The sequence below is a fragment of the Rufibacter soli genome, assembly GCF_054781795.1.
In genome coordinates, this window is record NZ_BAAGTS010000005.1 from 393170 (window position 1) to 408039 (window position 14870).

Below are 14870 nucleotides of genomic sequence, written 5' to 3' on the forward strand. Positions count from 1 at the left end.
CTATCGCATGATGGTAACAGACTTCTTAAGCGCGGGCTGGCCGTTGCCAAGCTCAATGATGGTGTAGTAAGTACCCACCGGAAGCGCCGCCCCGTTATAGGTTCCGTCCCATGCCTTTTGATAGCCTCTGGACTCAAACACCTTACTTCCCCAGCGGTTGTACACTTCCACTTTACAGCTTGGGTACAGCACCGATAGGTTTTTGAGCACCCACAGGTCATTGATGCCATCGCCGTTAGGCGTGAAACCGTTCGGAATCTCCAGCTCAGCCGAGGCATCAATTTTGAAAGTAGTTTCTGTAATACAGCCGTTACTGTCTTTCACCAACAGCGAGTGCGTTCCTTCTTTCAGGCCAGAGAAAGTCTGGGTAGTGGAGAAGGTGCCGTTGTTAAGCATAAAGGTGTAAGGCGCCGTACCCCCGGTAACTGAGGTAATCTCAGCGTTGCCTAGGTTACTGCCGTTCAAGGTCTGGATGACCTGGGCCACCGTTACCTTAATAGGTTGTGGTTCTTTCACCTCTACGCTGCCAATAGTAATGGAGCAGGTAGCAGAGAATCTGGTCACCACCTGGTACACACCGCCGGCCAGGTTGTTGAACACCGGCTCTTTCTGGAAGCTCACCCCATTATTGATGCTGTACTCCGTCTGGGTGTCTCCGCCAACGGTAGAGATAGTGATTCTACCGTTTTTCTCACCAGCACAGGTTATGTGCTGCACAGCCGCCACTTTGCTTTCCACCTTGCCTATCGTGACAGATTGAGCGTAGGTACAGCCATTGGCATCTTTCACCGTTAACTGGTAAGTGCCCGCCGATATGCCTGTCAGAGTAGCTGAGGTGGAGAAATTCACGCCATCCAGGGAGTAGCTGTAAGGAGCGGTTCCACCAGTCACTTGGTCTATCGTCACCTGGCCTTCAGTCTGTCCGCAGCCCGCCGCCTTGATGGTTGCCTTAAGGGCGGTAGGTGGCAGGCTGTTGGTAAGAGTAGTAGATTTCACCAGTAAGCAGCCTTGGGCGTCTTTCACCGTCACCTGGTAGGTACCAGCCGCTAAGCCGGTGAACTCTGGTGACCCCTGGAAGGTAGTGCCGTTGATGCTGTACTGGTAAGGGCTCTGACCGCCTACTACCTGACTGATAGAGATCCGGCCATTGTTGTTTCCACAGCTAGAATTGATCCCCGCCATAGCGAAGGACTGAACCCCGGCGCTGTTGGTGACCACCTGAGTCTGGGTGAAGAGACAGCCTTGCGCATCTTTCACGGTAACGGTGTAAGAACCGGCTGTTAAGTTAACGAAGGTGGCAGACGTTTGGAAGGTGGTACCATTGATGCTGTAGCTCAGCGGCCTTACGCCTCCGGTTACCGTGCCCACCGTGATGGAGCCATTCTTTCCGCCGCAGGTTTCCTGCGTGGCAGAGACAACCGCCTCAGTGATTCTGGTAGTGGCCACTGTTACCGTGAAGAAGGCTACGCAGTTATTGGCATCTTTTACATACACCTTGTGGTCTTTAGGGGCCAGCGCGGTGAAGGTATTGGAAGCCTGGAAGCTGGTGCCGTCCAGTGAGTACGTGTAAGGAGCCGAACCACCGGTTGAAGAAGTGATAGTGATGGTTCCGTTGTCTGTACAAGAGGCAGGCGTGGTAGACGAGGTTATGGCCGTTACGCCGCCTTGGTTGCCAACCGTTACCTGTTTCACTACGGTACAGCCGTTGGCGTCTTTCACCGTCACCGTATAGGCACCCGCCATCAATGACCCGAAGGTGGCCGAACTTTGGAAGGTGGAACCGTCTACCGAGTAAGTGTATGGAGCGGTTCCGCCGGTTACGTTGCTAGCCGTGATGCTGCCGTTGCTGCCGCCGCAGGTACTGGAAACGGAGGCAAGCGTGAAGGCTGTCGGACCTTCCACTCCTTCCACGGTTACTTTTCTGCTGAAGATACAGCCGTTGGCATCTTTCACCTGAATGGTGTAAGTACCAGCTGCCAGATCTGCCAGGGTAGAAGAGGCTTGGTAGGTAGTTCCGTCTTTGCTGTAGCTATAAGGTGCTACGCCGCCGGTTACGTCACTAATTGCCACCTGTCCATTGGCATTGCCGCAAGAAGAATTACGAACTGTGAACCTGAAGTCAGAAGGACCAGAAGAATTGCCCACCACAACTTCTTCAGAGTAGGTGCAATTGCTGGAGTCTTTCACCACAACAGTATAAGAGCCAGTGGCTAGCGAGGCGAAGACAGAAGCGCTTTGGAAAGCAGAACCGTTCAGGCTATAGGTATAAGGAGCCGTTCCGCCGGTTACCACGTTCACGGTTATTTTACCGTTGCTGTTGTTACAGGTGGCGGCTTCCGTGGCAGCAGTAAGGTCCGTCATTTTTGGAACCTCGCTTACCTGAACTAGAGTAGTGAAGGTACAACCCTTGGCGTCTTTCACCGTGATGGCATGATTGCCCGGGGTCAACCCAGAGAAAGAAGCCGAAGCCTGGAAGCCTGAGCCATCCTTGCTGTAGGTGTAAGGGGCGGTGCCACCCGTCACTGTGCCAACCGTAATGCTACCGTTGTTGTTTCCGCAGGTAGTGGCGGTGGTGGTGCTGGCAAAGGCGGTAGGAACGTTCTTGTTAATGACTACTTCCTCTGTGGCCGTACAGCCGTTGGCGTCTTTCACCGTGACGATGTAGGTGCCTGAGGCCAGTGCGGCAAAAGTAGCCGAAGCCTGGAAGGTAGTGCCATTAATAGAGTAGGTGTACGGAGCAGTTCCGCCGGTTACGTTTCCTGCCGTAATGCTACCGTCGTTGTCCTGGCAGCTGGCCGGGGCCGAAGAAGCCGCCACCGCTGAAGGACCAGCGATGTCAGAAACGGTGAAGGCTTTAGCGAAGGTACAACCATTGGCGTCTTTCACCGTGATGGTGTAAGAACCCGCTTTTAAGGCTGTGAACGTAGCTGAGGCCTGGAACGTGGTACCGTCTACAGAGTAAGTGTAAGGAGCGGTTCCGCCGGTGGTGGCAGTGATAGCCAAATCGCCGTTGCTGCTGCCACAGGTAGAAGCCCTCAGGGAAGCTACCAGGTCGGATGGGCCCGCCACGTTTCCAACGGTGATCTGCTGCGCAATGGTACAGCCATTGGCGTCTTTCACCGTGATGGTGTGGGTGCCAGCCAATAACCCGGAGAAGGTAGAAGAAGCCTGGAAGCTTACTCCATCTTTACTGTAGGTGAATGGAGCAGTTCCGCCAGTCACTGTGCCTGCCGTGATGCTACCGTTGCTGTCGCCGCAAGTAGAGGAGACAGAGGTTAGGGCAAGGGCAGTAGGGCCAGGAATGTTCTCAACTGCTATCTGTTTCACTATAGTACAGCCATTGGCGTCTTTCACCGTGATGGTGTGGGTGCCGGCGGCTAATCCCGTGAAAATGTCAGAAGCCTGGAACGTGGTTCCGTCCTTGCTGTAGGTGTAAGGAGCGGTGCCGCCGGTGATACCGGTCACGGTTACCTGCCCGTTGCTGGCGCCACAGGTAGAAGCGGTAGGTGCCATGGCAAAGGCCGAAGGTCCGGCTATGTCATCCACTTTTACCGCTTTCGTGATCACGCAGCCATTGGCATCTTTCACAGTGAGGATATAGTCCTTAGCGGTCAACCCAGTGAACGTAGCCGAAGCCTGGAACGTGGTGCCGTTGATAGAATAGGTATAAGGAGCAGTTCCGCCGGTTACTTCTGTTACAGTTACCACTCCGTTGGGGCTACCGCAGGTAGAGGCGTTGGTAGAAGCGATGATAGCCGTAGGGCCTGGGATATCCGTCAGGACTACCGCACGGGCAAACGTACAGCCTTTCGCATCCTTCACCGTGATCGTGTGCGTACCAGCCAGCAACCCGGAGAAAGTAGCCGCAGTCTGGAAGGTCACGCCATCTTTGCTATAAGTGTAAGGAGCCGTACCACTGGTTATTGCGCCAATGGTAATGCTGCCGTTAGTGCTTCCGCAGGTAGAGGCGGCAGTAGTGCTGGCAAAGGCGGTAGGTACGTTGGTTCCTACGGTCACCGAGCCAGTTACCAAGCAGCCATTTGCGTCTTTGGCAGTGACCGTGTAGGTGCCAGCCTTAAGCGCCGTGAACGAAGCAGAGGCTTGGAAGGTGGTACCGTTGATGGAATAGGTGTAAGGGGCTGTTCCACCGGTTACCGTTCCCACTGTGATACTTCCGTCATTGTTCTGGCAACTGGCCGGGGCCGAGGTAGCCGCTACTGCGGTAGGTCCTGCAATGTCAGAAACAGTGAAGGTTCTGCTGACCATACATCCGTTGGCGTCTTTCACCATGATGGTGTAGGTACCCGCTTTCAGACCGGCGAAAGCCGTAGAAGCCTGGAAGTTCACGCCATCCTTGCTGTAGGTGTAAGGAGCCGTTCCGCCGGTTACATTACCAATAGTCAGGGTGCCGTTGCTGCTGCCACAGGTAGAGGAAACAGCGGTAGCTACCACGTCAGTAGGTCCGGCAATGTTCTCCACCACCACTTTCTTCACCAAGGTACAGCCGTTGGCGTCTTTCACGGTCACGGTGTATTCTCTGGCCATAAGGGAGGCAAAAGTAGCCGAAGCCTGGAACGTGGTCCCATCTATGCTAAACGTGTAAGGAGCGGTTCCGCCAGTAACGCCATCAACCATGATAGAGCCGTTGCTGTTTCCGCAGGTAGAGGCATTGGCGGCCAGGGTCAAGCCGGTAGGTCCGGCAATATCTTCCACTTCTACTTTCTTGGTGATGGTACAACCGTTGGCGTCTTTCACCGTGATGGTGTAGGTGCCAGCCAGTAGCCCACTGAAAGAATTAGAAGGTTGGAAGTTTGCGCCGTCCTTGCTGTAAGAGTAAGGAGCAGTACCGCCTGTGACAGTCCCAATGCTGATGCTACCGTTGCTGCTTCCGCAGGTAGAAGAAATTTCACTTGCTATAAACGCTGAAGGTCCTGCAATGTCAGAAATGGTGTAGCTCTTGGTGAAGATACAGCCATTCGCATCTTTCACCGTGATGGTGTGCGTGCCGGCATCTAAGGAACCGAAGGTAGCGGACGCCTGGAAGGTAGTGCCGTCCATGCTGTAGGTGTAAGGAGCGGTGCCACCGGTTACGCCACTAACAGTAAGAGAAGCATTGCTGTTACCGCAGGTAGAAGAACTCAAGGACGCCACCAGATCAGAAGGACCGGCAATGTCACTTACTTTCACTGGTGCAGCGTAGATACAGCCCTTGGCATCCTTTACCGTAATGGTGTGCGTGCCGGCAAGTAAGCCAGAGAACGTAGCCGAAGCTTGGAAGGTGATACCGTCCTTGCTGTAGGTGTAAGGAGCCGTACCACCGGTTATAGATCCAATAGTAAGACTGCCATTGTTGGCACCACAAGTAGAAGCTACTGTAGAACTGGCAAAAGCGGTAGGCACGTTGGTTCCAATGGTCACCGAGCCAGTCACCAAGCATCCGTTCGCATCTTTAGCGGTTATGGTATAGGCGCCAGCCTTGAGCGCCGTGAAAGAGGCAGAGGCTTGGAAGGTAGTACCGTTGATCGAGTACGTGTAAGGAGCAGTGCCACCGGTTACCGTACCTACGGTGATACTTCCGTCGTTGTCCTGGCAGCTAGCTGGTAGAGAAGAAGCGGCTACGGCCGTTGGACCAGCAATGTCAGAAACGGTGAAGCTTCTGCTGACAATACATCCGTTGGCGTCTTTCACCGTGATGGTGTAAGTGCCCGCTTTTAAATCATCAAAAGCCGTAGAAGCCTGGAAGTTTACACCATCTTTACTGTAGGTGTAAGGGGCGGTTCCGCCCGTCACACTGCCAATGGTCAGGGTGCCGTTACTGGCTCCGCAGGTAGAAGAAACGGTGTTCGCTAGAACATTAGTTGGGCCGGCAATATCCGTCACTACTACTTTGTTGCTGAAGGTACAGCCGTTGGCGTCTTTCACCGTTACGGTATATTCTCTGGCTAACAAGGCGGTAAACGTGGAAGAACTTTGGAAAGTACTTCCATCTATGGTGAAGGTGTAAGGGGCCGTTCCGCCGGTAACACCGCTAACCGTGATGGTGCCATTGCTGCTGCCACAGGTAGAGGCAACTGAGGCTAGGGTCAGGCCGGTTGGTCCGGCTATGTCTTCTACTTTAATTTGTTTCACTACCGTACAGCCGTTGGCATCCTTCACCGTGATGGTGTGCGTGCCAGCCAACAGACCACTGAAAGTAGCCGAAGCCTGGAAGTTCACCCCGTCCTTGCTATAAGTATAGGGAGCAGTTCCGCCGGTAACAGCGGTTACCAACAAGCTTCCGTTAGAACTGCCACAAGTAGAAGAGGTAGCACTGGCAGTAAAACCGGAAGGTCCGGCAATATCTGTGATGGTAAAGGTCTTGGTAAAGGTACATCCGTTGGCATCTTTCACCGTGATGGCATGGGTACCAGCCATCATTCCTGCAAAAGCAGTAGATGCCTGGAAGTTCACGCCATCTTTACTATAGGTATAAGGAGCGGTTCCGCCGGTAACATTAGAAACCACTAACTCAGCATTGCTGCTGCCACAAGTAGAAGATCTCAAGGAAGCCACTAGATCTGACGGTCCGGCAATATCTCTTACCTGTACCGGTGCAGCGTAAATACAGCCCTTCGCATCTTTCACGGTAATCGTGTGCGTGCCAGCCATCAGTCCAGAGAAAGTGGCCGAGGCCTGGAACGTAGTGCCGTCCTGGCTATAGGTATAAGGAGCCGTCCCGCCAGTTACCCCGTTTACAGTGATGCTACCGTTGGGGCTGCCGCAAGTAGAAGAGCTGGTAGTGCTGGCAAAGGCAGTTGGTACGTTGGTTCCTACAGTGATAGAAGCCGTTACCTGACAGCCGTTCGCGTCTTTAGCCGTTACCGTATAGGTGCCCGCCTTGAGCGCCGTGAACGAAGCCGAGGCCTGGAACGTGGTGCCGTTGATGGAGTACGTGTACGGGGCAGTTCCACCGGTTACGGTGCCTACCGTGATGGTCCCGTCATTGTCCTGGCAACTGGCTGGGGCCGAAGTAACGGCTACGGCCGTTGGACCGGCAATGTCAGAAACAGTAAAGGCTTTGGAGAAGGTACAACCGTTGGCGTCTTTCACGATGATCGTGTGGCTGCCGGCAAGTAGGGAGGTAAAGGTTGCCGAAGCCTGGAAGTTCACGCCGTCCTTGCTGTAGGTGTAAGGTGCTGTTCCGCCAGTGACGCTACTGATGGTCAAAGATCCATTTTTCGCCCCGCAGGTAGAAGACTCTGCCGTGGCAAGCAAGTTAGAAGGTCCTGCTATGTCAGTTACTGTTACTTGTTTGCTATAGGTACAGCCGTTGGCATCTTTCACCGTGATGGTGTAAGTGCCGGCCAGTACGGCAGTAAAAGTAGCAGAGGCCTGGAAGGTAGAACCGTCTATGGCAAACGTGTAAGGGGCGGTTCCGCCGGTTACGCCACCTGCCGAGATGGAGCCGTTGCTGCTTCCGCAGGTAGAGGCTACCGAAGTAAGCGTCAAGCCTGCAGGTCCTGCAATATCCGTCACCGTAATGGCCTTGCTGAACGTACAGCCGTTGGCATCTTTTACAGTAATGGTATGATTGCCTGCCAACAGCCCACTGAAAGCAGTGGAGGCCTGGAAGTTGACCCCGTCCTTGCTGTAGGTGTAAGGAGCAGTGCCGTCTGTTACTAGTTCTACTGTAACGGTGGCATTGCTGGCGCCGCAGGTAGAAGCGTTGCTGGCAAGACGCAGCGCGCTTGGGCCTTTTATGTCTTCCACCACTATGGATTGTGAGGCCTCACAGCCGTTGGCATCTTTCACCGTGATGGCATAGGTGCCGGCCAGTAAGTTGTTGAAGCTGGTAAAGGCCTGGAAAGTTACCCCGTCTTTGCTGTAGGAGTAAGGAGCCACACCACCGGTGACGCCGCTAATGACAACGCTTCCGTTGGCGCTTCCGCAGGTACTGCTGTTGGCAGCCACGGTAAAGGAAGGACCGGCAATGTTGCTTACCGCCACTCCCTGGCTAAACGTACAGCCTTTGGCATCTTTCACGGTGATGGTGTAGGTGCCAGCTGCCAGGGAAGCAAAGGTAGTAGAGGCCTGGAAGGTGGTTCCGTTAATAGAGTAGGTGTAAGGAGCCGTTCCGCCGGTGACAGCACCAATGGTGATGCTGCCGTTGCTCCCACCACAGGTGGAAGTAACCGTAGAGCTGGCAAAAGCGGTTGGCACATTCTTGCCCACCGTTACGGAAGCAGTCACCTGGCAGCCGTTGACGTCCTTAGCCGTCATGGTGTATGTACCGGAAGCGAGTGCCGTGAAGGAAGTTGAAGCCTGGAACGAGGTGCCGTTGATGGAATAGGTATAAGGAGCGGTTCCTCCGGATACCGTACCCACCGTGATGCTTCCGTCATTGTTCAAGCAGCTAGCCGGGGCCGAAGAAGCCGCTACCGCGGTAGGGCCAGCGATGTCAGAAACGGTAAACGCCTTGCTGACCGTACAGCCGTTGGCGTCCTTCACGATGATGGTGTGGCTGCCGGCAAGCAAGTTGTTGAAAGTTGCTGCCGTCTGGAAGTTCACACCGTCCTTGCTGTACGTGTAAGGGACCGTACCTCCGGTCACGTTACTGATGGTTAAACTACCATTATTCGCGCCGCAGGTAGAAGAGGTAGTACTGGCCACCAGATCACTTGGGCCGGCAATGTTGTCTACCGTTACCTTCTTGCTGAAAATACAACCATTAGCATCTTTTACTGTGATGGTGTGCTCTCCGGCTGCAATGCCACCAAGTGTGGCTGAGCTCTGGAAAGTACCACCATCTACGGCAAACAGGTAAGGGGCTGTGCCGCCGGTTACTCCATTGATGGTAACAGAACCATTGCTGGCGCCGCAGGTGGAAGAAAGGGTAGCTAAAGTTAAACCAGCTGGTCCGGCAATATTCTCCACCACTATCTGCTTGGCGAGGGCGCAACCATTGGCATCTCTTACTGTGATGGTGTAAGTGCCGGCCAATAAATTACTGAAAGTAGAAGAGGCCTGGAAGTTCGCACCATCCTGGCTAAAGGAGTAAGGAGCAGTTCCCCCGGTAACAGCACCCACCGTGATGGTTCCATTAGTAGCCCCGCAGGTAGAAGATTGCGCGGCAAGGGTAAAGGAAGGACCTGCAATATTGGTCAAGGTAACATCCTCGGTGAACGTACAACCATTGGCGTCTTTCACGGTGATGGTGTGGGTGCCAGCGGCTAAAGAACCAAAAGTGGCCGAAGCCTGGAAGGTGCCTCCGTCTACGCTATAGGTATAAGGGGCGGTACCGCCGGTCACGTTGGTCACGGTGAACTCCGCGTTGCTGTTACCGCAGGTAGAGGCTTTGGTAGAAGTAGCCAGATCTGAAGGACCTGCAATGTTGCTCACATTTACCTGCGCGGCAAACGTACAGCCTTTGGCATCCTTTACAGTAATAGTATAGGTAGTAGCCATTAGCCCGGCAAAAGTAGCCGAGGCTTGAAAGGTGGTTCCGTTTTTACTGTAGGTATAAGGAGCTGTTCCTCCGGTTACGCCGGTGATAGTGAGGCTACCGTTGGAGTTGCCACAGGTAGAGGCAATGGTACTGCTGGCGAAGGCGGTGGGTACATTGGTACCAACCGTTACTGAAGTAGTCACCCGACAACCGTTGGCGTCTTTGGCCGTCACGGTATAGGTTCCGGCGGCCAGCGCTGTAAAGGAGGCAGAGGCCTGGAACGTAGTACCGTTGATTGAGTAGGTATAAGGAGCGGTGCCACCCGTTACCGTGCCTACTGAGATGGTGCCGTCATTGGCGCAACCTGCCGGGGCCGAGGTGGCGGCCACTGCCGTAGGACCAGCAATGTCAGAGACAGTGAAGGCTTTAGTGAAAATACAGCCGTTGGCGTCTTTTACCGTGATGGTATAGGTGCCCGCCAGGATTCCGGAGAAAGTAGCCGAAGTCTGGAAATTCACGCCATCCTTGCTGTAGGTGTAAGGAGCGGTTCCGCCGGTTACCACACTCATAGTAAGGCTACCATTATTGGCACCGCAGGTTGAAGCAGTGGAATTAGCTAATAAGTCACTTGGGCCGGCAATGTTTTGCAGAACAATTTTCTTACTGAAGGTACAGCCATTGGCGTCTTTCACCGTGATGGTATGCTCTCCGGCTGCCAAGGCTGTAAAGCTAGAAGAGGTCTGGAAAGAGCCTCCGTCCAGAGCAAATGTGTAAGGAGCGGTTCCGCCGGTTACCCCACTGGCGTTGATGGTGCCATTGGCATTGCCGCAAGTGGTAGAAGTAGAAGCTAAGGTTAAACCAGTTGGACTGGCTATGTCAGACACGGTCACTTGCTTGGCTAAAGTACAGCCGTTGGCGTCTTTCACCGTGATGGTATAAGAACCCGCCGCCACTGCCGCAAAGGTAGCGGAGGCCTGGAAGTTGGTGCCGTCAATACTATAAGTGAAAGGGGCAGTTCCAGCAGTTACGGCGTTTACGGTTATGCTTCCGTTGCTGGCCCCGCAAGTAGTAGACTGGGTTGCCAGGGTGAAGGCAGGGCCTGCTACATTTTCGATGGTGACTACTTTTGAAATGGTACAGCCGTTGGCGTCTTTCACCACGATGGTATGGCTGCCAGAGGCAAGCGCCGCAAAGGTGGAAGAAGACTGGAAGCTACCTCCGTCTACGCTGTAGGTGTAAGGAGCAGTTCCGCCTGTGACACCAGTCACGGTAAGTTCAGCGTTACTGTTTCCGCAGGTAGAGGCTTTGGTAGAGGCAACCAGATCCGTGGGGCCTGCTACATCGGTTACAGACACTGTTTGGCTGAACACGCAACCCTTGGCGTCCTTAACGGTGATGGTGTAAGTTTTGGCCAGCATGCCTGTGAGGGTGGCAGCCGACTGGAAGTTCACGCCATCCTTGCTATACGTGTAGGGGGCAGTGCCGCCGGTAACAGAAGTAATGGTAACCGTTCCGTTGCTGTTGCCGCAAGTAGAGGTAGTAGCAGTGGTGGCAAAGGCAGTGGGTACGTTAGTTCCTACATTGGTAGAAGTAGTTACCTGGCAACCATTCGCGTCTTTGGCAGTGACAGTATACGTACCGGCAGCCAGCGCCGTGAAGGAAGTTGAAGTTTGGAACGTGGTGCCGTTGATGGAATAGGTGTAAGGGGCAGTACCACCCGTTACCGTACCCACGGTGATACTTCCGTCATTAGTACAACCAGCCGGGGCAGAAGTAGCAGCAACGGCGGTAGGACCAGCGATGTCAGAAACGGTGAAACCCTTGGCGAAGGTACAGCCATTGGCATCTTTCACGGTAATGGTATAGGAACCCGCCAGCAGCGAACCAAAGCTAGTGGAAGCCTGGAAGTTCACGCCGTCTTTGCTGTACGTGTAAGGGGCGGTTCCGCCGGTGATACTGCCAATAGTTAAGACACCATTGTTTCTTCCGCAGGTAGAGGCTGTTGAAGTAGCCACCAGGTCAGAAGGACCCGCAATGTTGGTAACGGTGGTTTGTCGGGTAACGGTACAGCCGTTGGCGTCCTTCACTGTAATGGTGTAGGTGCCGGCCAGTAGTCCGGAGAAAGTAGTAGAAGCCTGGAAGTTCGTTCCGTCCTTGCTGTAGGTGTACGGGGCCGTTCCTCCAGTGACTGCGCCTACCGTAATGGTGGCGTTGCTGGCTCCGCAGGTGCTGGAAGCATTGGTGAGGCTAACGCTGGTGGGGCCTGCAATGTCAGAAACTGTCACCGCTTTGGCGAAGATACAGCCATTGGCATCTTTGACCGTGATAGTGTGCGTGCCCGCCAACAATCCGGAGAACGTAGCAGAAGTCTGGAATGTGCTTCCGTCTTTGCTATAGGTATAAGGAGCAACTCCTCCGGTCACGCCGCTAACCGTTACGCTACCGTTAGTGGCGCCGCAGGTAGAAGAAGTAGTATTGGCAGTAAAGGCGGTAGGACCGGCAATGTCAGAGACGATGAAGCTTTTAACAAAGGTACAGCCGTTGGCATCTTTCACCGTGATGGTGTAAGAACCTGCCAACAAAGAACCAAAAGTAGCCGATGCCTGAAAGTTGGTGCCGTCCTTACTGTAGGTATAAGGGGCGGTTCCGCCAGTTACCACTCCTACGGTCAACTCGCCATTAGTGCTACCACAGGTAGAGGCCCTGGAAGAGGCGGCCAGGTCTGAAGGGCCAGGTATGTTGGTAACCTGCACCTGTTGCACCGTGGTACAGCCATTGGCATCTTTCACCGTGATAGAATAGGTGCCGGCGGCCAAACCTGAGATAGAAGAAGAAGTCTGGAAGGTAGTGCCGTCTTTACTATAGGTGTAAGGAGCCGTACCGCCAGATACAGAATTGATGGAGATACTGCCGTTGCTGGCCCCGCAAGTAGAAGAGGCTGCCGCAAATGCAAAATCGGTAGGACCGGCAATGTTGGTCAACGTTACTGATTTGGTGGTAATACAGCCATTGACATCTTTTACCGTGATGGTATGCGTACCTGCGGCCAAACCTGAGAAAGCGGCCGAGGCCTGGAAGGCACCCCCATTTATGCTATAAGTGTAAGGAGCGGTACCGCTCACAACATTAGAAACAGAAATAGTACCGTTGCTCGAGCCGCAAGTGGTGGCCTGCATAGTAGCGGTGAAGTCAGAAGGGCCGGCTATATTTTGAAGCGTAATGGTTTTGGTAACGATACAGCCGTTGGCATCTTTCACCTGCAAGGTATAAGAGCCTGCTGCCAAGGCCGTGAATATAGGTGAGGTCTGGAAGGTAGTGCCGTCTTTGCTGTAGGTATAGGGAGCCGTGCCGCCTATTACTCCACTGATGGCCAGTTCCCCATTGGGGGCCCCGCAGGTACTTGACTTAGGGGTAAGTGTAAAGTCAGAGGGGCCAGGTTTTTCTACTACCGTAAATGACTTTGAAATAGCACAGCTGTTTCCGTCGCTCACGGTTACGGTATAGGTGCCCGCCGGCTTATTAGTAATAGTGGCGGTGGTTTCACCGGTGTTCCATTTATATGTGACCGTGCCCACGCCACCGGTGACCGCCGCGGTCACCGTGCCGGTAGATCCCGAACAGATAACAGGAGTACCGGTCAAGGTTAGCTGCATGCTGTAAAAGGAAATAAGCACTTCGTCCCGTACTGCGGTACAGTTTCCGTTTCCAGTAGAGGTTAAGGTGAGTTTTACCGAACCGGCGGCTAGTTCACTGGCAGTAGGAGTATAGACGGCATTTAGAGAAGTGGCGCTAGGCGAAAAAGTGCCTGCCCCTCCGCTCCAGATGCCTCCAGTAGCCGCCGTAACTGCCCCGGTTAAGGAGACGGGACTCTGAGAACAAACTAATTGGTCAGGTCCGGCATTAACGGTCAAATCTGTAACTACCGTGACGGAGGCCGAAAATTTCTGACAAGAGGGATAATTGGTATTTCTAACTTCAAGTTCATAGGTCCCAACGGTGGGAGCTAGGTAGGTGGCAGCCTTTGAGACGACAGTGCCTGCGCTATTGGTCCAAAAATATTCGAAATTACCATCGCCACCCGTAACGGTTCCGGTTAGCAATATGCCTGAAGAGCCGGGACAGATAATGGCAGGGCTAGGGCCAATAGCAACGGTTGGTTTTTTATAAAAGTAAACCCTAACCACATCGCAGTAAGGGAGGGTAGAGCAAGGAGAGGCAACAGAACTACCACAAACTTCATAGTCTACATAGGCGGGTGCACTGTCGTCCGGTGTAACGGTAACGGTTTTACCAGTGGTACTACTAAGGTATTTATTGTAGATACCGCCTCCGGTTAAATCCTTCCAGGTAACCGATGCTTCATTGAAAGCAATAGGCGCTATTAAGTTTGCGGTACAACCAATTGAAACAGATACATCTTCCTGCGGGGTAAATGCTGCAATGGACGTAATTTTATAGCTGTTTTTATTTCCCCCTTTTTTACAAAGTGTAATAATATGAGGTCCTACTCCATTCACGCAGATTGGCTGACCAACTGCCACAGGAGGGCCGCAATTTACCTGGTAAGTCATTGCACCAGAAGGAAGGGCTCCAGAAACAATACTGAAATCAAGGCCCCCAGCGTTTTTGTCAAGAGTGATCTCAAACTGGATACAATCCCCATTGTCGATTGCAACGCATCCATCCATGTTCCTATCAACTTCTGCAGACGTAAAAGAGCCGTTAGGTTGACCTGTAAGGTTTACTTTGATAGGTGTACTTTGCGCAAGCAAGCCTGGAGCGGCTACTACCTGTAATAACCACAAAAGGCAAAAAGCAAAATACAAGGGAAGCTTGGGCGTAGAAGTTGTTTTCATCTAGTTCAATAAGGGTTCTTCAATCGGTGGCTTAGGTACCTTGGCCGGTAAAACCAAAAGGACGAAGCCGTCTAATTTTTTTGTGTTGGTAATTCTCTTTATTTTGATCTGCTGCTTCTGGAGATAATTTCTTCTTTCTAGCAGCAGAACAGTATCAGTAAAAAAACAGGTGCTTTCTGTAACCTTTCTAAAAACTTCTCGTTTGAATGAATTCAAACGAGGCTGCGATAGGTTTGAAAAAAAGACCGCCTTTAATTCTCGGCGATCTGGTAAGCTTCAATTCTGTATCAGGTAAATTTCTCTTTGCCGGTGCTCTCGGCCTTTCTTTTGTTAGCAGACCTATGCTGGTCTTGACCTTTCTGCTTTCTTCTCCACCTTAAAGATTTCTGTCCTGGAGTATGGCTTGCGCCTTCGGCTTTACTTTGAGACACTGCAAGCCTAAGTGGCGGCTAGGCTTCAAAACAGGGAAAGGGGGAAATCAAGGTGTGCACATTTGTCTTTTGCTTTATTTAATTTTTGTAATATTAATTTATATTGTACTTATTTTATTTTTGTGGCTTATAACGGTAAGTGTCCGTTAATCTGATTCT

General features: G+C 52.8%; 1 protein-coding gene. It reads right to left on the reverse strand.

Annotated features, from left to right (window positions below):
• The gene (locus tag ACYVJQ_RS16165; protein ID WP_460894147.1) at nucleotides 1-13335 is read right to left on the reverse strand and encodes a T9SS type B sorting domain-containing protein; all 13335 of its coding nucleotides are present in this window, start codon (nucleotides 13333-13335) and stop codon (nucleotides 1-3) included.
• Nucleotides 13336-14870 lie beyond the last annotated feature (1535 nt).